Below are 18837 nucleotides of genomic sequence, written 5' to 3'. Positions count from 1 at the left end.
CGACCGAGTTATATGGTGAAAGTTAATTAGTCTTCTAACATATGACCCATTTTTTCTTCTTTTGTTTTTAAATAACCTGCATTAAATTTATTTGCAGCAATGATGAGTGGTACACGGCTAGTTACATTGATTCCCCAATGTTCTAAGCCATGACGCTTTTCGGGATTGTTAGTTAATAAGCGGATGCTTTTAATACCCAAGAAACGGATAATTTGAGCTGCTAAGGAGTATTCACGCATATCTGCAGGGAAGCCTAATTGTTCATTTGCTTCTACTGTATCAAGGCCCTGTTCTTGTAATGCATAGGCTTTAATTTTATTGGTCAAACCAATGCCACGGCCCTCTTGTCGCATATATACAACAACGCCTTTGCCTTCTTTTTCAATAGCGCGCAACGCATTGTCTAATTGTTCGCCACAATCACAGCGCTTAGAACCAAATACATCGCCTGTTAAACATTCGGAATGAATACGTACAAGTACATCGCTACAATCTTGAACATTGCCCTTTACGATAGCTAAATGTTCTTTATGATCTAATTCATTTTTAAATACAAAGATATTAAAATCTCCAAATTTAGTAGGCAGTTTAGAGCAAGCACCAAGATCAACCATATCTTCATGTTGTTTACGATATTCAATAAGTTCTGCTACAGAAGCAATTTTCAAGTCATGCTCCTTAGCAAATTTCATAAGATCTGGCAAACGGGCCATATCGCCATCGTCTTTAGTAATTTCACAAATAACGGCAGCCTCTTGTAATCCTGCTAGGCGACAAAGGTCGATAGAAGCCTCAGTATGACCTTGACGTACCAATACGCCGCCCTCTTTATATACAAGTGGAAATACGTGCCCTGGACGACGGAAATCTAGAGGTTTCGCATTAGGATCTAATAGTTTTTGAATTGTATAAGCACGCTCTGCAGGAGATACGCCTGTTGTAGTATCTACATGATCCACAGTCACAGTAAAAGCAGTTTCATGGTTATCAGTATTTTTGGTAACCATTGCAGGGATGCCAAGTTTTTCTAACGCTTCGCGGCGCATAGGTGTACATACAATACCACGGGCGTATTTAACCATGAAGTTAATGTTTTCTTGCGTCGCAAACTCTGCAGCAATGATAAGATCGCCTTCGTTTTCACGGCTTTCATCATCAACAATAATAACAGGTTTACCAGCTTTAAGGTCTTGTAAGACCTCATTAATAGAATGTAATTGTTCGCTCATAGGAACGCTCCTTACTTATATAAATCCATTCTCTACTAAGAGGGATTGCATAGATTTTTTAGGTTTTTCTTCGGTAGGTTCACTACCAAGATTCATAAAATGACGAATATATCGTCCAGCAATATCCGTTTCTAAATTGACCTCTGTTCCAATATGAGCAAAACCTAATATGGTTTCACTTAAGGTGTGAGGAATGATAGAGACGGAAAAACTACTGTCTGTTCGTCGCATAATTGTGAGGCTAATTCCATCGATGGTAATGGAGCCCTTATAGATAACATAATCCATAACGGATTTTGGGGCCTCTACGGTAAAGATAATGGCATTATCCGTTTGTTCACGATTAATGATGCGGCCCGTACCATCTACATGACCTGCCACAATGTGACCACCAAATCTACCATTAGCAAGCATAGCTCGCTCTAAGTTGACTGGTTGATGGACTTTCAAATTAGTAAACGTAGTCATCTTAATGGATTCTGGCATCACATCCGCTGTAAATATACTATTGCCAATCGTTGTGGCCGTCAAGCACACCCCATTAACAGCTACGGAATCACCAACTTTTAAATCACTAAAAATTTTTTCTCCTCGAATTGTTATGGCTAAGGATTTAGGGCCCTTTTTAATGTTCTCGATGCGGCCGATTTCTTCAACGATTCCCGTGAACATAAGCGCCCCTCCTTCCTTGACGATACGCTTCAATGCGAATATTATTATCTAATACTTTAGTCTTGGTAAAAGTTAATTGCGGTGAAACCTCTAAGCTTTCAAAACCTCGACCTCCTACAGCTGGTGTTGCATCGTTACCACCAATAATGGTATTTCCAATATATGTTACGACCTTATCAAAGTTCTTCGTTTCCACAAAGGAACTGATAATTGCAGATCCACCTTCAACAAGAATAGATGTGTAACCTAGTTCACCTAGTTTTGTAAGAATATCATCGATAGATAATTTCTTAATATCAATCACAATGTCTGTGCTCTTGCTTTTACGAGTAGAAATAGATTCTACTACGGTTACTTGAGCACCAACTTGTTCTAAGGCTTGTATCCGATCCTTAGGACAACCTTTAGATACGAATATATGAATCTTGCAATTATTTATTTCAAAGACGCGACTAGTAGTAGGTGTTCTACCAAGACTATCCAAGATAATTACATCTGGTTGATGAATCGTAATCGGTTCATCAAGTATGCTTTTATCTAATAACGCATCTGATAATTCACTATCCGTTAAACGACAATTTAACTGTGGATTATCTGCCAAAATTGTACCAATTCCAACGAGCATGGCATCATGCGTTGCACGCAACACATGTCCATCGCGACGAGAGGACTCATTTGTAATCCATTGAGATTGTCCAGTAGATGTAGCAATTTTCCCATCTAGTGACATAGCACTTTTTAGAGTGACAAAAGGCTTACCTGTCTGTATATAGGTAAAGAAATGCTCATTTAGTTCAGCACATTCATCACTACATACGGGGCAAACAACCTCAATACCTGCTTCACGAAGTAACTCCATTCCCTTTCCAGAAACTAGTGGATTTGGATCCGTACTACCTACTATTACTTTAGCTATGCCAGCCTCAATGATACGAAGCGCACAAGGTGGTGTTTTTCCATAATGGGAACATGGCTCTAATGTTACGTATAAAGTAGCACCTTTGGCATTATCACCTGCTTGATTTAGTGCATGCACCTCAGCATGAGCTGTACCAGCTTTATGGTGATAACCTTCACCAATTATTGTATTATCTTTTACCACAACAGCACCAACCAAAGGATTTGGTGAGGTGTGACCTGTGGCTAATTTTGCCAGTTCAATGGCGCGTTTCATATATACTACGTCATCCACCATATCACCTCAATAAAAAAAGGACTATTACATAGTCCTTGGGTCATCTCAAATGCGCACAACAAATGTGCCTCGTCTTTTCTCATCCAGACTCTACTGTCGGTATCGGAATTGCACCGATTCATACCAAAAAGGTTCGCGGACTTTACCGCCGGTAAGGAATTTCACCTATCCCCAAAGACTTATCTATTTTGTTTATGAATTAATAGTAACACTTTTATTAATGTTATGCAAGAATAATAGTTTTGTATTGAGAAAGAATATTAAATAATTTAATTAAAATATAATTTTTAGAACACAAATACTAGAACAATATAAATAATAATATATATTTACTTTTAATATAAACATATATAAACTATGTATACAGTAAATAGTAACTTTTATCACATAATTACATGTTAAACAAGTCTAATATAGTATATATGGTTTGAATAACCATATTTTAATGATAGTAATTATTAAATATAGGTGATAATATGGCAAAAAAACGAATTTCTGATGTACTTATAGAAGTCTTAGCCAATGCGGGCATCGAACGCATTTACGGTATCACTGGAGATAGTCTAAACTCTGTAAATGATAGTTTACGCCGCAATGGTAAAATTGCTTTTGAACATGTACGACATGAAGAAACAGCAGCCTTTGCTGCCGGTGCAGAAGCATCCCTAACTCATAAACTAACTGTATGTGCTGGTAGCTCTGGTCCTGGCAACTTACACTTAATTAATGGTCTCTTCGACTGTCATCGCAATCGTGTTCCAGTATTGGCCATTGCTTCTCACATTCCTCAATCTGAAGTAGGTTTGAACTATTTCCAAGAAACACATCCAGAAAATCTATTCAAAGAATGTTCTTGTTTCTGCGAACTTGTATCCAATCCTAAGCAAATGCCGGAAATTCTATTCCGTGCTATGAACGCTGCTGTTGGTAACCAAGATGTTGCTGTTATCGTTCTTCCTGGGGACGTTGCAGTTATGGAAATGGAAATTGACGAATTACCTATATGGGCCCCACCTCGTTTACCTCATATTGTTCCACAACGAGAAGATATTGAAGAAATGGCTGCTCATTTAGAAACAGGCAAACGTATTACCCTATTCTGTGGTGCCGGCTGTGAAGGTGCTCATGACGAAGTGGTAGAATTAGCAAAACGCTTACAAGCACCAGTTGTACATGCTTTCAGAGGTAAAGAATGGGTTGAATGGGATAATCCATATGATGTAGGTATGACTGGCCTATTAGGCTATACATCTGGCTACCGTGCTATTGAACAATGTGATATATTGGTAATGCTTGGTACAGACTTTCCTTACCGTCCATTCTATCCAGAAAATGCGAAAGTAATACAAGTAGATAGAGATCCTAGCGCTTTAGGTCGTCGCGTACCTCTTACACAAGGTATCATTGGTACTGTAAAAGATACGTTAAAAGAATTATTACCTCTTGTAGGCCAACGTGGTGATACTGAATTTATCGACACAGTGCGTAAAGCGTACACTAAATTTAGAGGTGATTTAGATAGTTATGCCGTTGCCGAGCCAGATGGTGTAGCAATTCACCCTCAATACTTCGTAAATCGCCTCAATAAACTAGCAGCAGAAGACGCGATCTTTACCTTTGACGTAGGTACTCCAGTTATTTGGACTGCTCGCCATCTAAAAACAAATGGTAAACGCCGTATTTTAGGATCCTTTAGCCACGGCTCCATGGCTAATGCTATGATGCACGCTATCGGTGCTCAAAATGCATGTCCTAATCGTCAAGTCATCTCCCTCTCTGGTGACGGTGGTTTTACAATGATGATGGGCGAAATGCTGACTTTAAAACAATTGAATCTACCAATTAAAATCTTTGTATTCAATAACGAAGAACTTAGCTTTATCGCTATGGAAATGAAAGCTTCCGGCTATCTAGACTACGCTACAGACTTTGTAAATCCAGATTTCGGTAAACTTGCTGAAGCTGCTGGTATCAAAGGTGTAAGCATTCATAACTCTAGCGAAGTGGATGAAAAAATCATGGAAGCCCTTAACCATAATGGTCCAGTCATCGTTAATGTTCGCGTGGACAAACAAGAACTTGCAATGCCTCCGAAGATTGCTTACCAACAAGCTAAAGGCTTCAGCAAATATTTAATCAATGCAATCCTTGATGGCCGTGGTACGGAACTTAAAGAAATGGCCAAAACAAACTGGATGAAATATAAATCCTTATACTAAAACTTTACTAAATCTGCCAAATATTTAAAACTGCAAAACTTTCAAAAAAGAGGTGTCATCATTTGATGATACCTCTTTTATTACATAATTTTAATCATATACTGTTATAAAACCTTCAGTCCACCCTCTTAAATTAAGAGTAATTATGTTTATTCCTAAATACTCTAATCCATGTACTTTAAAGATATCCCATGTTTTATACCACTTTAATGCTTTCTCTGCATATTCTAAAGTGCTAAATAAACCTATGTATCCAGAACTGGAATAATATGGATCTATATCGTAATCATACCAAACACCATAAATTTTATTATTTACTATTTCATAGTTAATATCATCACCTATATGAGCACAATCATTTAAATAGTGAGTTTTTATGGAAAAGGAATCATCATTTAACTTAGAAAATCCAGACAATATTTTAGATTCAACTAGAGCCTCTTCAGCTAATGATATATAAGAAAAAAATCCTAATCCAAAATATTCTGTATAAGGCAGCTCTTCATTCTTTTTATAGTGTGCTAAAGCTTCATATATTGGAATTCTCATAATTCACCAACTCACTTTAATATAATAACAAGATAAAAATTACACTTTAATTATTTCTATCTATAATAATCGTCCTCGTAATCGTCTTTATACCGTATCGCATCAACCTCTGATGGAGATAATACATTCCTCTCTTCATCTACATATTCCCGGAATTCGTTAATGTATACACCTGGAATATCTGATTCTTCTAGTTCAACAGTTTCTTCGGGCTCAATATCCCAAAATTCTATCTTCACAGATTGATTATTTTTTTTATCTATCATTTCCTAACACTCCCTTTATTAAAGCACTCTATCTAAATACAAACCAATTCCCTATAATGTTAAGTACTATCCAAAAGATAATTCGACTATACAGACTAAATCGACTAATGACATCAGTTAATTTATAAGGCATATTTGTTTCTTTATTAAGCTCTTCGTTCACAATCTTCTTCAAAAAATATAATTTTAGTACTTCTAAGATAGAAATTGAAAATAAAGTAATAGCGAATACCTTATTACTATAATTGGCAAATATTAGTGCCATATAAATTACTAAAACTTGGAAAATTTGTATGTATAAATAAGATCTACTTCTTTTAAAAGAAAAAGATACAAAATATATTTCTTTTTGCTTAGCTAAAATTGCTATAGTTATAATAGCCATTATTGTTATAAAAATAAAAATCATGTTATCCTCTTACGGTCTTTTAGGTGAGCAATAATATTATTAATTATACACAGCAAAAAATATATATCATTTATTTTTAATTATTTATTTCATTGTAGCAAAATATATAAAAATAAGCACTATATCACCTTTTGGGTATATAGTGCTTACTTTGTATTTAAGTCTTGTCTTGTAGTTTATTATGCTCCAAAGAGTGACATTTGTTCGTCTTCAGGTAGTTCACCACAGCATTTGAGGTCTTTCATAAGATCAATGATCGTGTTTGATACTTTACAACGGCGTTGTAAGTCTTTTAGAGATGTAAATGGACGTTCATTTCTTTCCTCGACGATAGCATCAGCCACTGTTTCACCAAGGGAATCAATAGCTAAGAATGGAGGTAATAGAGCACCATCCTTAATGCTAAAGCGTCTAGCTTCTGAGTTTTGAATGTCTACATTGATAAAACGATAGCCCCGTTGATACATTTCCATAGATACTTCCAAGGCACTCATAAGGTCCTTATCTTTAGGACTAGCAGCACGATCAAGAGCCTTGATACGGTTAAACTCGGTCAATTGTGTTTTGAGGTCCCCTGTCATGATCCGTAAATCGAAGGCTTTCGCACGAATGGAGAAGTAAGCTGCATAAAATGCCAATGGATGATATACCTTAAACCAAGCAATACGGAAAGCCATCATTACGTAAGCTACCGCATGGGCCCGTGGGAATAGATAGGAAATCTTTTTACAAGATTCAATAAACCATTCAGGAATATTATTTTCACGCATTTCTGCTTCAAATTCCGTCGTAGCTTGCCCTTGTTTATTTCGTTTTTCAATACCCTTACCTTTACGAACGTTTTCCATTACGAAGAAACTATGTTTTCTATCCATACCACGATGAATCAAGAAGTTCATTACGTCGTCACGTGTTGAAATGGCTTCATTCAACTTACAAGTACCATTTTTAATGAGATCTTGCGCATTGTCAAGCCATACGTTTGTACCATGTGAAAAGCCAGAAATACGAACTAAATCAGAGAATGTTTGGGGACGAGAGTCTTCAAGCATGCCCCGTACGAATTTCGTGCCACATTCTGGAACAGCCAAGCTAGCTACTTGGTCACCTTGCAATTGCTCAGGTGTTAAACCAATCCCCTCTGTAGAGGAGAACAAGCTTAATGTCTTTGGATCATCAAATGGTATTGTCTTAGCATCGATACCAGTCAAATCCTCTAACATACGAATGATGGTCGGATCATCATGGCCCAGAATATCTAGCTTAGTCATACGACCTTCAATGGAGTGATAATCAAAGTGTGTCGTTAATACGCCACTTTCCTTTTTATTAGCTGGATGTTGAATTGGCGTAAAGTGATGCACATCCATATCTCGAGGACATACCATAATACCACCAGGATGTTGGCCTGTAGTATTCTTCACATTTGTAAAACCCTTTGCTAAATGTTCAAAGAAACCATTACGAGCTTGAATGTCTCTAATTTCGGCGTACTTTTTAACATAACCAAAAGCAGTTTTATCAGCTATAGTACCAATTGTACCGGCTTTAAATACATTGTCACGACCAAATAGTTCTTCCGTATATTTGTGAGCTTTTGCTTGGTAATCACCAGAGAAGTTAAGGTCAATATCTGGAACCTTGTCACCTTCAAAACCAAGGAAAATTGCAAATGGAATATCATGTCCATTTGTTTGTAAAGCATGACCGCATTCAAGACAGTCTTTACGAGGCAAGTCAAAGCCCCCTGCATATTCACCCTTTTCAAAGAATTCTGAATATTTACAGTTAGGGCATACATAATGAGGCGGTAATGGGTTTACCTCTGTAATCTCAGACATGGTAGCGGCAAAGGAAGACCCTACGGAACCACGGGAACCTACGAGATACCCATCATCAAGAGATTTTTTTACCAGCTTATGAGCGATGTAATACAATACGCCGTAACCATTGGAAATAATACAATCCAATTCATAATCTAGACGTTCTTGTACGACACGAGGCAATGGATCACCATAAATAGCCTTCGCATTTCTATAGCACATTTCTGTGAAAGCTTCGTCAGCACCTTCAATCTTAGGTGAATATGTACCATCAGGCACTGGCTTAATATCTTCAATGCTATCATTAATAGCACGTGTATTAGTAACGACTACTTCGTATGCTTTCTCTTCGCTTAAATAAGGGAAGGACGCAAGCATTTCATCTGTAGTACGTAAATGTAAATCTGGCTGTTCGTCTGCATCTGGATAACCACATGCAGTTAACATGATTTCACGATAAATTTTTTCTTCTGGTGTCAGGTAGTGAACGTCACAAGTAGCACATACAGGTTTATTTAAGGCTTCTCCTAATTCGATAACGGTCTTATTCATATCAATAAGTGCCTGCTCGTCGGGCATGAGACCTTTACGAACCAAAAACGTATTGTTAGTATGTGGTTGAATTTCAAGATAATCGTAGAAGGATGCTACTTCCAAAAGCTCTTCTTTTGTAGCTCCACGAACGATGGATTGCATAAGCTCCCCTGCTTCACAGGCAGAACCGATGATAATACCTTCACGATGTTCTTCAATAACGGAGCGAGGCAAACGCGGACGAACTTTGTAATGTTCAAGGTGAGAAATGGAAATCATTTTATATAAATTACGCAAACCAACCATATTCTTAGCTAATAAAATAATATGGTAACGTTTATCTTTTTCCTTCTTCTTCTTTTTATCTAGTACAGGCTCTTCATCTTTTATTACCGTTTCATCTTCGATGAGGTAACCTTCTACACCATAGATAACTTTAACACCTAACTCCTTACCAAGAGCTTGCGCTTCTGGGAAGGCTTGTACTACGCCATGGTCCGTAATAGCCACCGCAGGATGGCCCCATTTTTTAATTGTTTTAAACAAGTCTTTTACAGATACGAGAGCATCTTTATCACTCATCTTGGTATGTAAGTGAAGTTCCACACGAGAGTCCGGACGATTTTCAGTTCGTTCCACACTAGTAGTTTCTATTGCTTCAATACTGCGAATAGAAAGGATATAATCCTTGTCAAAACGATCATCAAAGCTGACACTACCTTGTACGCGAACCCGTTGTAAGCCTTTTAGTTGTTTTAGTAACTCATCCCCTTCTTCAGGACTGTTCGTAAACTTGATAAATTTAATGCTATTTGTATCATCTACAATGCTGCCGTTAACGATACTTTTACCCGTCTTAGTATCACGTTTATCTAAACCAACAAAGACACCTTCAAAAATTACACTAGGTGTATCCAAGGTGCCCATGATTTTAGAGGTGACCCCTTCAATTTTAGGTCCTAAAATCATGCCTTCATCAGTAGGTGCATCCTTTGGTGCACGACGAGGATATTTACCATCCCCTTCACTTCCTTTAGCCGTAGATTTTGTATTTTTTTTAGGGCCAAAGCCTTTGCTTACTTTAGGTGTACTGCTCACAGATGCGATAGTATCACTACTGCTATATTCGGCAGCCGTATGATTAGAACGAGACACAACAACTGGACTATTGTTGAAATAGCCTAATTCAATAGCTTCTACAAATGGGGCAAAATCATCTTCGTCTACATCATCATATTCATCTTGTTGGTCATAACCCGCAAAAGACTTGCCTCTAGGTTCTTGATTTTTAGCCTCATCAGCTTCACGTTGTGCTTCAGCCGCTTCAATCCATTCACCAGCACCACAGCCACCGCCATAATAATAGGTATCTAACCCTTCACCCGTTTCAGTATCTACTTTCCAAGCAAAGCAACAAGCTGTATCTGTATTTGTTGGAATATCATCAAAAGAGATATTTTTTTCCTTATACCATGCAGACAACCTTTCACGTAGACTAAGCAATGTGGAAAATGCAGAGTCTGCTGCTTGAATCGTCACATGTTGGCTATGACAGTTCACATAGAAGGATGATTTCTTATTCTGTTTTGGTACAACACGATAACGTACTTTCATTTTTATCCCTTATACCCACAGTAGGTAATACATAAATCTCTAAATCGCCAAATATCGCCCTTGCTGCTACGGCTATCTAATATAATCTCATAAAGTCCTTTTAATAAAGCTCGTAGAGCCTTAATTGAAATTCTCGGACTCGCCTCGTAAGCTAGCTTAATCGGATATGGTTTAAATGACGAATCATGATCCTTACATAAGTTTTGTATGGCTTGAACAGACATACCCACTTGGCGACATTCGCTAACTAGCAACTGTAAACGTAATTGCCCCTCAATATAGCTCATAGCACGGTCTAATTCTTTATAGCCAAACATAAATGGAAATAGTTCAAGTAATGTATCAATATCTCTTTTTAATAGAGCCTCTTTAAAAGTAAAAATGTTTTTGGCTCCATAGTCACTACCGTTTTCTTCGAGAAATTCTTTGGTAATAACCTTTTCCCCAGTAATCTGTAAAAAATATCGGTCAAACTCAGTTCTCATAAAAGAAACAGGTACCTCTTGCCACAAATCGATAAGATGGGCTACATATTCCTGTGCATCAGGCGTCATTTTAAAGCCGTTAGACGTACAGTACTGACGTATCCACATCACGAGGTCTTCCCCTTCAAGACGCTTACATTGATGATTTGGTATTTTTTCTAAAATCTCTTTATTCTGCTTGATCCGTTTATCAATCATATCATGATAAATCAAAACGATAGGATTATCTCCATTATATTCCAAGAGGAGTTCATACAATGGAACCCAAGCATCACTATTTTTGCCACTTTTACGAATGATGGGCAAATTAACTAAACAGAAGACCTTTTGATCGCCAAAAAGTGAATCTTCACATAGTTTTTCACTTATTTTTTGTGGGCCCACCTCATCATCTAATACAGTCAGTGGAAGGTCTGGATAGGCACTTAAAAATTTACGTTTTTCTTCTTCAATTAATTGTGGTTCGTCGCCATAGATGAGTTGAATATGTGCCATGTTCCCTCCTTTCACAGATAGATATCTTTAATAAAGCTGTATCCCATTATATACATATGTTCTGATGATGGATCCACATCGCGTAAAGCACCATGAGGACTACTAAACAAAACCGTACTACGCGGTGAAATACGATCAATTTCATGCATTACACTAAATCGACTCGTTATAAATAAAACATTAGCCTTATCATTTAATTTTAGATTTTTTTCTCTACTTTGTCCATTATATACGACTATTTGGTTCATACCATTTTTATATATTACCCTTGCCAAACCGTTACTGTGAAAGTACTTAACTTTTACCATTCTAGGATTCATGCCATATGCCCTAATAGTTTGATTAATTTGTCTTTCATTAGGTATCGTTTTAATATAATCTGGTGCATCGATTAACAAATATGCCTGTTCATGGTTTGGTGCTATGCACAGCAGCACATTACACTGTTTCATAGGAATATAATGGATTAACGTATTCTTGTTATGATGAGTCACATAGTATGAAACACCATAGGCTGCAACCATGCATAATAAGGACATCACTACATATACAGTATACTCCTTCTTATTTGTCAAAAAGTACGTAAACAGACCTAGTAAAGTATAATATACATAAACACAATAAAGATGCATCATACCAAGCCAAAGTAAACTACCACTACGCCCTAGGACATGATTTAAATATAACGATATGCGTAATAGTGCATCTATCAAAGACCATAGAAACGATATAGACATTACATAGCTAATAACAGTGCTTATAAAGATTAAAATGATGGATATATCTAATATAGGTGCTACTATGCAAGCTGCTAACAAACTAGCAATACTAATATAGTGAAAGTAATACAGCTGTAGCGGCAAGATGAGCAACTGTGCTGACACACATAACACAAGGGGTGTTTTAATCCATTTTGGTAGCCATTGTATCCGTTCATATAGTACCTTCCCCCATATAAGTAAACCATAGGTTGCACCAAAGGATAGTTGAAAGCTTACATCAAACAAAGAAAAAGGATCATATACAAGACATAGAATAGCGCATATACATAAAGCCTGTTTAGCTTGATATAATCGTCCTTTTACATAAGCCATGCACATGAGTATACTCATCATCGTTGCACGTATAACAGGTGCATCTCCACCAACGATACAGCAATATATACAAGCTACTAATATACCTAAAATTAAGCATGTGCGCTTCCGTAATTTAACGAATCTTCCTAAACCGTAAATTAAGGCTAATAGCAGTGCAATATGTGAGCCAGAGATAGATAAAATATGGATGAGACCCGTATAAGCAAAATCTTTCATTCGCTCTTCCCCTAGCTCACTATAATGACCACCCAAGCATAAGGCTTGTGCTAATACCTTTTGTGGACCATCTAGATTACTAGCAATATTTTTTTCAATAGATTCTCGTATTTGACCACATACATATAAACTTTTTCCATATAGTTTTTCAGAAAATGTTTCTTTAAAGTGGAATGCTTGTAAATCTTTATTAGTAGCAGATCGATATACACCATCATAGATTCGACCTCTTGTATTAGAGCTCATATATCTACCTCTAAGATTAATGCGTCCTTCCTCTTCAATGAGAAATAAGCTTTTTGGTGTACCTTCAATTATTGCTTGTTCCCCTAGCCGTATTGAATACTTTGTAGTAGATACCTTTGAGTAAATCTGTAATCGACCCTGTGCCTTAATATAGTCATTTTTAGCAGTATCTTTATAGGGATTTAATCCATGTAACTCTACATTATATTTGTAATACTCCTGTCCATCTAGATTTACTATTTCAGGAGATGATACAACAGTACCTAGATATTCTCCTTCTTGCTGTAAATAGTATGATGTATAGCTACTATAATTAATAATTTGTAAGTCTGTATGATAATAGGATAATCCCATTGCAGCAAAAACTAATATTAATAAATTGGCATATAAACGCCACCTACAATAAGATTGCATTATTTTAATAACAGTTACACCGATAATAGCTAAGGCAATCGCAAAAATATAATGCATTTGACTAAGTACGGGATAATATTTACCATATCCTAATATAGTGCCAATTATTATAGATCCCAATATAGTATGTGCCCATTGGCTATAAGTTATAAATGGCTTTGTATTAACTAATACTTGAGTATTGAAGATTGATTCCTCAAACGCTCGTTCTGTATTCCTAAATTTAGATTGTAATTTTATCTTTAATCTTCTTAAATACGCCATCACCGATGCCCTTCACCCCCTTGATACCTTCAACGGATGTAAAGGGTCCTTTTTGTGAACGATACTCTTCAATTCTTTTTGCCATAGCGGGTCCTATGCCTGGTAATGCATCAAGATCTTTTGCAGAAGCTGTATTGATATTAATTTTGTTACCGCGCAATAAAACCTCTGGATTACCGTGGAAGTTAAATACTATGTGGATATGATCTCCCGCATTAACCGACTTTGCCATATTGACTGATTCTACATCAGCATAAGGTAATAGCCCACCTGCTAACTTAACTACATCACCTACAGTAGCACTACTTTCAAACTCATATAAACCAGGTGAAACTACGGCGCCCGTAATATAAGCTATAGGTTTGTTGGATGTTTGTTCAACAGTTGATATAGAAGAATTTCCATCTATTGCTCCTTCAACTAAGACAGAATCGCTTTCATCTGTTATAATAGGCCATAGGAAATAAATTCCTACTAAAACACATAGGATTAATATAATTGTCATATATGGCTTCAATTTTACTTTCATAGTGCACCTCCTACTGAAAGAATTCCCTATGAAAAAGTAAACTCCTACCGTTGACTCTATTGGTCACACCAGCAGGAGTTTCATAATTGATGTCGAATATAAGGAGATACAATGAATCAAGAAACATTAAAAAAATATGCACATACCTTGTTAAAATATGGCGTAAATTTACAAGAAGATCAAACTCTTGTTATTTCTGTAGATGTGGAAAACAAAGACTTTGCAGTTATCGTCACAGAAGAAGCATATGAATTAGGTGCCAAAGAGGTTGTCCTCAACTGGAGATGTTCTCCAATCGCTCGTCAACGTTTATTACATGCTAAGGAATCTGTATTAGAAAGACCGGCTAACTGGATACCTGAATTCTACAAGCAATACATCGATGATAAGGCCGCTTTCTTATCTTTGATTAGTGCGAACCCAAAAGCGTTAGAAGGTATTCCAACAAATCGTATTTCACTACAATCTCGTAACTTAAATAAAGCTTTATCCTTCTACCATACAGCGATTATGAACTCCTCTGTTACATGGTGCGTTGCTTCTGTACCAACTGTTCTATGGGCAGATTTACTTGGCTATGAAGGTACAGATGAAGAGAAAATTGAACAACTATGGGCTACCCTATTAAAACTTTGCCGTATTGAAGGTGTAGAACCGAAAGACACATATCGTCATCACATGGCAAAATTGCGTCACCGCTGTGAAGCATTGAATAAATTAGACTTAAAGGCATTGCGTTATACTTGTAAAAATGGTACTGACCTCTTATTAGAATTACCAGAAGGTCATATATGGCTAGGTGGTGAAGAATCTTCAAAAGATGGCACTATTTTTAATGCCAATATTCCTACAGAGGAAGTTTTCTCCGCACCCCAATATAATGGTGTTAATGGTATTGTATACAGCACAAAACCTTTAATTTACCAGGGTAATACTATTTCTGATTTCTCCTTTACTTTCAAAGAAGGTAAAATCGTTGATTATACTGCAAAAGAAGGTTATGAAGTATTAAAAGAGTTAATAGAAACCGATGAAGGCTCCCACTACCTCGGCGAAGTTGCTTTGGTGGACCACTTCAGCCCAATTAGCCAATCTAACCAAATTTTCTACGAAACATTGTTTGATGAAAATGCATCCTGCCATTTAGCGATTGGTGCATCTTATCCTACATGCCTCAAAGATAGTGATGGTTTATCTGAAGAAGAATTAAAAGAACGTGGCCTTAACTACTCCTTAACACATGTAGACTTTATGATTGGTCATGAACATATGAATATTAAAGGCTACACTCGTGACGGTCAAGAAGTAGACATTATGATTGATGGCCGTTTACAAGTATAAACAAGTGAAATGTTCCCATAAAAACTGGACTTCCTATCTAACTTGTCTATTAGATAGCAATTTATAATTGAAAGCTACATATAAAAGAGCCCCTATATACAAGCGTATATAGGGGCTCTTATTAGTGGTAAAAAATTATTATATCACAATGTAATATTCAATGTGCGGCCTGTAGATTTGTATTCAATAATGTCTACACCTGCGGTTTTCAACATCCGTTTGGATGCTTTTACTTCTTTTGTATCCTTATAGAGATCATCGCGATAGATAACGGCTTTAATACCACTTTGAATGATGGCTTTCGCACATTCATTACATGGGAAAAGCGTTACATATATTTTAGAGCCCTCTAGAGAACCGCCACGATAATTTAAGATAGCATTGAGTTCACTATGTACAGTATAGAAATATTTATTATCATCAGCTGTATCACGTTCCCATGTGAAATCATCATCACTGCAATTCAAAGGCATACCATTATAACCAATGGACAAGATTTTATTATCATTACTAACAATACATGCACCAACTTGTGTATTTGGATCCTTAGAACGTTGTGCTGCCAAAATGGCAACACCCATGAAGTATTCATCCCAGGAAATATAATCGCTACGTTTTGCCATAATTACCTCACTTAAAATAAGCCCCCTTCTACCTATGTAGTTGGGGGCTTACAATATTAAACAAATAGAATATCCTTATTTAACTACGATATTTACAAGTTTACCAGGTACGTAAATAACTTTTACGATATTCTTACCTTCTATAAATTCTTGAACACGGCTAGATTCTTTGGCCAATATTTCTAATTCTTCTTTTGTAATATTTACGGAAACAGTAAGTTTATCACGAACTTTACCATTTACTTGCAAGACTACTTCTACTTCGTCTACAACGAGAGCGGATTCTTCATATACAGGCCATTTTTCTGTGTGAATGGATGTAGTTTCACCCAATTCATGCCACAATTCTTCTGTAATATGAGGAACAAATGGCGCTAAAAGAAGCAATAAGGAATGTGTCAATTCATTAGCTAATGCGCTATTGATTGTTTCTGCTTTATCCTTATGAGCGTACATAGCATTTACAAGTTCCATGATAGCAGAAATAGCAGTATTGAAGTTGAAGTTGTTATCGAGGTCTTCTGTTACCTTTTTGATAACACGGTGCAATTCACGACGCAATCCGAATTCGTCTTTTGTAAGTTCACCAGTTACATTTTTCTTAGCCTCTTCGTTGTACGCATCAACAATACGCCATACACGACCTAAGAAACGATAGGAACCTTCAACACCTTGGTCAGACCAATCAAGGTCACGATCAACAGGCGCTGCAAATAGAATGAACAAACGTGCAGTATCAGCACCATAGGTATTGATAATTTCTTCAGGAGAAACTACATTACCTTTGGATTTAGACATTTTGCTGCCTTCTTTAAGAACCATACCTTGTGTCAACAAGCCACGGAATGGTTCATTTGCATCGATAAGGCCTAAATCGTGAATAACTTTCACAAAGAATCGAGAGTACAATAAATGCAAGATAGCATGTTCAATACCGCCGATGTATTGGTCAACATTCATCCAGTAATTAGCAATTTTTTTATCGAATGGAGCTTGGTCATTTTTAGCGTCTGTATAGCGCAAGAAGTACCAAGAGGAATCGATAAATGTGTCCATTGTATCTGTTTCACGACGTGCAGGACCGCCACATTTAGGACATGTAGTATGTAGGAAGTTTTCAGATGTAGCTAATGGAGATACAGCACCAGATTCAAATTTAACATCCTCTGGTAAGCGTACTGGCAACTCTTCTTCAGGAACGAGTTGTTCACCGCATTTTTCACAATATACTACAGGAATTGGCACGCCCCAGTAACGTTGACGAGAAATCAACCAATCACGAAGGCGGAAATTTACTTTACCTTTACCAATACCGCGTTCATTAAGAGCAGCTGTAATATTTTTACGAGCCTCTTCAGATGTTTGGCCATTATATTCACCAGAGTTAACGAGGATACCATCTTCATGATACCATTCTTGCCATTTTTCAAGGCTGTATTCTTCACCTTCACGAGTTACGACTTGTTTAATAGGCAAATCATATTTATGAGCAAATTCCCAGTCGCGTTCATCATGTGCAGGAGAACCCATTACAGCACCAGTACCATAGTCTACCAATACATAGTTTGCAATCCATACAGGAACTTGTTCGCCAGACATTGGGTTTACTGCATAAGACCCAGTAAACATACCTTCTTTAGGTGCCTCTGTAGATGTACGGTCGATATCGCTCATATTGCGCATACGCGTAATGAAAGCTTCTAATTCAACTTTATTAGGAGCATTTTCAATGAGGCGTTCCACATACGGATGTTCAGGAGCCAATACTACATAGCTTACGCCGTAAATAGTATCAACACGTGTAGTATACACAGATACGCGTTCATTAATGGATGGCACTTCAAAGGAGAATTCTGTACCTTCAGAACGACCAATCCAATTCTTTTGCATCAATTTAACGCGTTGTGGCCAATGATCAAGAGTATCCAAATCAGTTAACAAGCGATCTGCATATTCTGTAATGCGCAAGAACCATTGAGACAAGTCTTTTTTCTCAACTGGGTTGTCACAGCGCCAGCAAGCACCATCGATAACTTGTTCATTTGCCAATACAGTATGACAAGTTTCACACCAGTTTACTTTTGCTTCCTTTTTATAGGCTAAGCCTTTTTTATAGAACTGTTCAAAAAACCATTGAGTCCATTTATAGTAATCTTCTTTACATGTTGCTACTTCGCGGTCCCAATCATAGGACAAGCCAAGTGCTTTTTGTTGCAATTTCATGTTCTCGATGTTATCAAGAGTCCATGTTTTAGGGGCAATACCATGTTTAATCGCCGCGTTTTCTGCAGGCATACCAAAGGAGTCCCACCCCATTGGATGCAACACGTTGAACCCCTTCATTTTCTTGAAGCGAGCTACTACATCACCAATGGAATAGTTACGCACGTGCCCCATGTGTAAATTACCAGATGGGTACGGGAACATTTCTAATACATAGTATTTTTCTTTAGATTCATCATATTCTGTTTTAAACGTATGGTTATCTTCCCAATACTGTTGCCACTTTTTTTCAATATCTTGGGCTACATATTTTTCGTTCATGTAGGGGCCTCCTCATATGGTCAACCTCATAAGTTGCCATTTTATAATTAATGTTTTTATTTTACTACGTACT

Annotated in this window: 14 protein-coding genes and 1 riboswitch; of the genes, 2 read left to right on the top strand and 12 right to left on the bottom strand. The window is 37.0% G+C overall.

What is annotated here, in order from left to right:
• Window positions 1–26 precede the first annotated feature (26 nt).
• Genes DWV85_RS02190 through ribD form a run of 3 tightly spaced genes read right to left on the bottom strand, consistent with a single transcriptional unit; the run spans window position 27 to window position 3096 of the window.
• Window positions 27–1229 (bottom strand): bifunctional 3,4-dihydroxy-2-butanone-4-phosphate synthase/GTP cyclohydrolase II, encoded by a 1203-nt coding sequence (locus DWV85_RS02190; protein ID WP_008600978.1) that lies wholly within the window; start codon window positions 1227–1229, stop codon window positions 27–29.
• A 15-nt stretch (window positions 1230–1244) separates the two neighbouring features.
• Window positions 1245–1901: a riboflavin synthase gene (locus DWV85_RS02185; RefSeq protein ID WP_008600980.1), complete on the bottom strand. Its 657-nt coding sequence runs from the start codon at window positions 1899–1901 to the stop codon at window positions 1245–1247.
• Entirely contained in the window at window positions 1882–3096 is a 1215-nt protein-coding gene (ribD, locus tag DWV85_RS02180) for a bifunctional diaminohydroxyphosphoribosylaminopyrimidine deaminase/5-amino-6-(5-phosphoribosylamino)uracil reductase RibD (protein ID WP_008600982.1), read from the bottom strand. The genes DWV85_RS02185 and ribD overlap by 20 nt, the downstream gene beginning before the upstream one ends.
• A gap of 67 nt (window positions 3097–3163) precedes the next feature.
• Window positions 3164–3279, bottom strand: a riboswitch (FMN riboswitch).
• A 293-nt stretch (window positions 3280–3572) separates the two neighbouring features.
• Here ribD and poxB point away from each other — a divergent pair.
• Complete coding sequence (gene poxB / locus DWV85_RS02175; protein ID WP_123137926.1) at window positions 3573–5315, top strand: ubiquinone-dependent pyruvate dehydrogenase; 1743 nt, start codon at window positions 3573–3575, stop codon at window positions 5313–5315.
• A gap of 90 nt (window positions 5316–5405) precedes the next feature.
• On the opposite strand, the gene DWV85_RS02170 is transcribed toward poxB, so the two are convergent.
• From DWV85_RS02170 to DWV85_RS02140, 7 genes are all read right to left on the bottom strand, one after another.
• The gene (locus DWV85_RS02170) at window positions 5406–5864 is read right to left on the bottom strand and encodes a hypothetical protein (RefSeq protein WP_008600986.1); all 459 of its coding nucleotides are present in this window, start codon (window positions 5862–5864) and stop codon (window positions 5406–5408) included.
• A gap of 56 nt (window positions 5865–5920) precedes the next feature.
• A complete protein-coding gene (locus DWV85_RS02165; RefSeq protein WP_123137925.1) occupies window positions 5921–6130 on the bottom strand; it encodes a hypothetical protein in 210 nt (69 codons plus the stop codon).
• Window positions 6131–6158: 28 nt separating this feature from the next.
• The gene (locus tag DWV85_RS02160) at window positions 6159–6539 is read right to left on the bottom strand and encodes a hypothetical protein (protein ID WP_243632513.1); all 381 of its coding nucleotides are present in this window, start codon (window positions 6537–6539) and stop codon (window positions 6159–6161) included.
• 179 nt (window positions 6540–6718) lie between these two features.
• Window positions 6719–10510: a PolC-type DNA polymerase III gene (locus tag DWV85_RS02155; RefSeq protein ID WP_123137924.1), complete on the bottom strand. Its 3792-nt coding sequence runs from the start codon at window positions 10508–10510 to the stop codon at window positions 6719–6721.
• 2 nt (window positions 10511–10512) lie between these two features.
• Window positions 10513–11490 carry a DNA polymerase III subunit delta gene (gene holA, locus DWV85_RS02150; RefSeq protein WP_123137923.1) on the bottom strand — a complete coding sequence of 326 codons (978 nt, stop codon included), beginning with the start codon at window positions 11488–11490 and terminating at the stop codon, window positions 10513–10515.
• Window positions 11491–11501: 11 nt separating this feature from the next.
• The gene (locus tag DWV85_RS02145; RefSeq protein ID WP_123137922.1) at window positions 11502–13730 is read right to left on the bottom strand and encodes a ComEC/Rec2 family competence protein; all 2229 of its coding nucleotides are present in this window, start codon (window positions 13728–13730) and stop codon (window positions 11502–11504) included.
• Window positions 13687–14256 carry a ComEA family DNA-binding protein gene (locus tag DWV85_RS02140; RefSeq protein ID WP_123137921.1) on the bottom strand — a complete coding sequence of 190 codons (570 nt, stop codon included), beginning with the start codon at window positions 14254–14256 and terminating at the stop codon, window positions 13687–13689. The genes DWV85_RS02145 and DWV85_RS02140 overlap by 44 nt, the downstream gene beginning before the upstream one ends.
• Window positions 14257–14367: 111 nt before the next feature.
• Here DWV85_RS02140 and DWV85_RS02135 point away from each other — a divergent pair, with 111 nt between their 5' ends.
• Entirely contained in the window at window positions 14368–15597 is a 1230-nt protein-coding gene (locus tag DWV85_RS02135; protein ID WP_123137920.1) for an aminopeptidase, read from the top strand.
• Window positions 15598–15740: 143 nt separating this feature from the next.
• Here the strand turns inward: DWV85_RS02135 and DWV85_RS02130 are convergent, their stop codons facing one another.
• Together DWV85_RS02130 and leuS are read right to left on the bottom strand one after the other, a co-directional pair.
• Window positions 15741–16220: a dCMP deaminase family protein gene (locus DWV85_RS02130; RefSeq protein ID WP_004695896.1), complete on the bottom strand. Its 480-nt coding sequence runs from the start codon at window positions 16218–16220 to the stop codon at window positions 15741–15743.
• 75 nt (window positions 16221–16295) lie between these two features.
• Window positions 16296–18764 carry a leucine--tRNA ligase gene (gene leuS, locus DWV85_RS02125; RefSeq protein ID WP_123137919.1) on the bottom strand — a complete coding sequence of 823 codons (2469 nt, stop codon included), beginning with the start codon at window positions 18762–18764 and terminating at the stop codon, window positions 16296–16298.
• Between the last annotated feature and the right edge of the window lie 73 nt (window positions 18765–18837).

This window comes from Veillonella sp. AF13-2 (assembly GCF_003603295.1).
Classification (GTDB): Bacteria; Bacillota; Negativicutes; order Veillonellales; family Veillonellaceae; genus Veillonella; species Veillonella parvula_E.
This window is presented reverse-complemented; position numbering and strand designations above follow the sequence as displayed.

Coding starts and splice junctions, on each gene's coding strand:
- DWV85_RS02190 (WP_008600978.1), bottom strand. CDS start 1,229: ATGAGCGAACAATTACATTCTATTAATGAGGTCTTACAAGACCTTAAA.
- DWV85_RS02185 (WP_008600980.1), bottom strand. CDS start 1,901: ATGTTCACGGGAATCGTTGAAGAAATCGGCCGCATCGAGAACATTAAA.
- ribD (WP_008600982.1), bottom strand. CDS start 3,096: ATGGTGGATGACGTAGTATATATGAAACGCGCCATTGAACTGGCAAAA.
- poxB (WP_123137926.1), top strand. CDS start 3,573: ATGGCAAAAAAACGAATTTCTGATGTACTTATAGAAGTCTTAGCCAAT.
- DWV85_RS02170 (WP_008600986.1), bottom strand. CDS start 5,864: ATGAGAATTCCAATATATGAAGCTTTAGCACACTATAAAAAGAATGAA.
- DWV85_RS02165 (WP_123137925.1), bottom strand. CDS start 6,130: ATGATAGATAAAAAAAATAATCAATCTGTGAAGATAGAATTTTGGGAT.
- DWV85_RS02160 (WP_243632513.1), bottom strand. CDS start 6,539: ATGATTTTTATTTTTATAACAATAATGGCTATTATAACTATAGCAATT.
- DWV85_RS02155 (WP_123137924.1), bottom strand. CDS start 10,510: ATGAAAGTACGTTATCGTGTTGTACCAAAACAGAATAAGAAATCATCC.
- holA (WP_123137923.1), bottom strand. CDS start 11,490: ATGGCACATATTCAACTCATCTATGGCGACGAACCACAATTAATTGAA.
- DWV85_RS02140 (WP_123137921.1), bottom strand. CDS start 14,256: ATGAAAGTAAAATTGAAGCCATATATGACAATTATATTAATCCTATGT.
- DWV85_RS02135 (WP_123137920.1), top strand. CDS start 14,368: ATGAATCAAGAAACATTAAAAAAATATGCACATACCTTGTTAAAATAT.
- DWV85_RS02130 (WP_004695896.1), bottom strand. CDS start 16,220: ATGGCAAAACGTAGCGATTATATTTCCTGGGATGAATACTTCATGGGT.
- leuS (WP_123137919.1), bottom strand. CDS start 18,764: ATGAACGAAAAATATGTAGCCCAAGATATTGAAAAAAAGTGGCAACAG.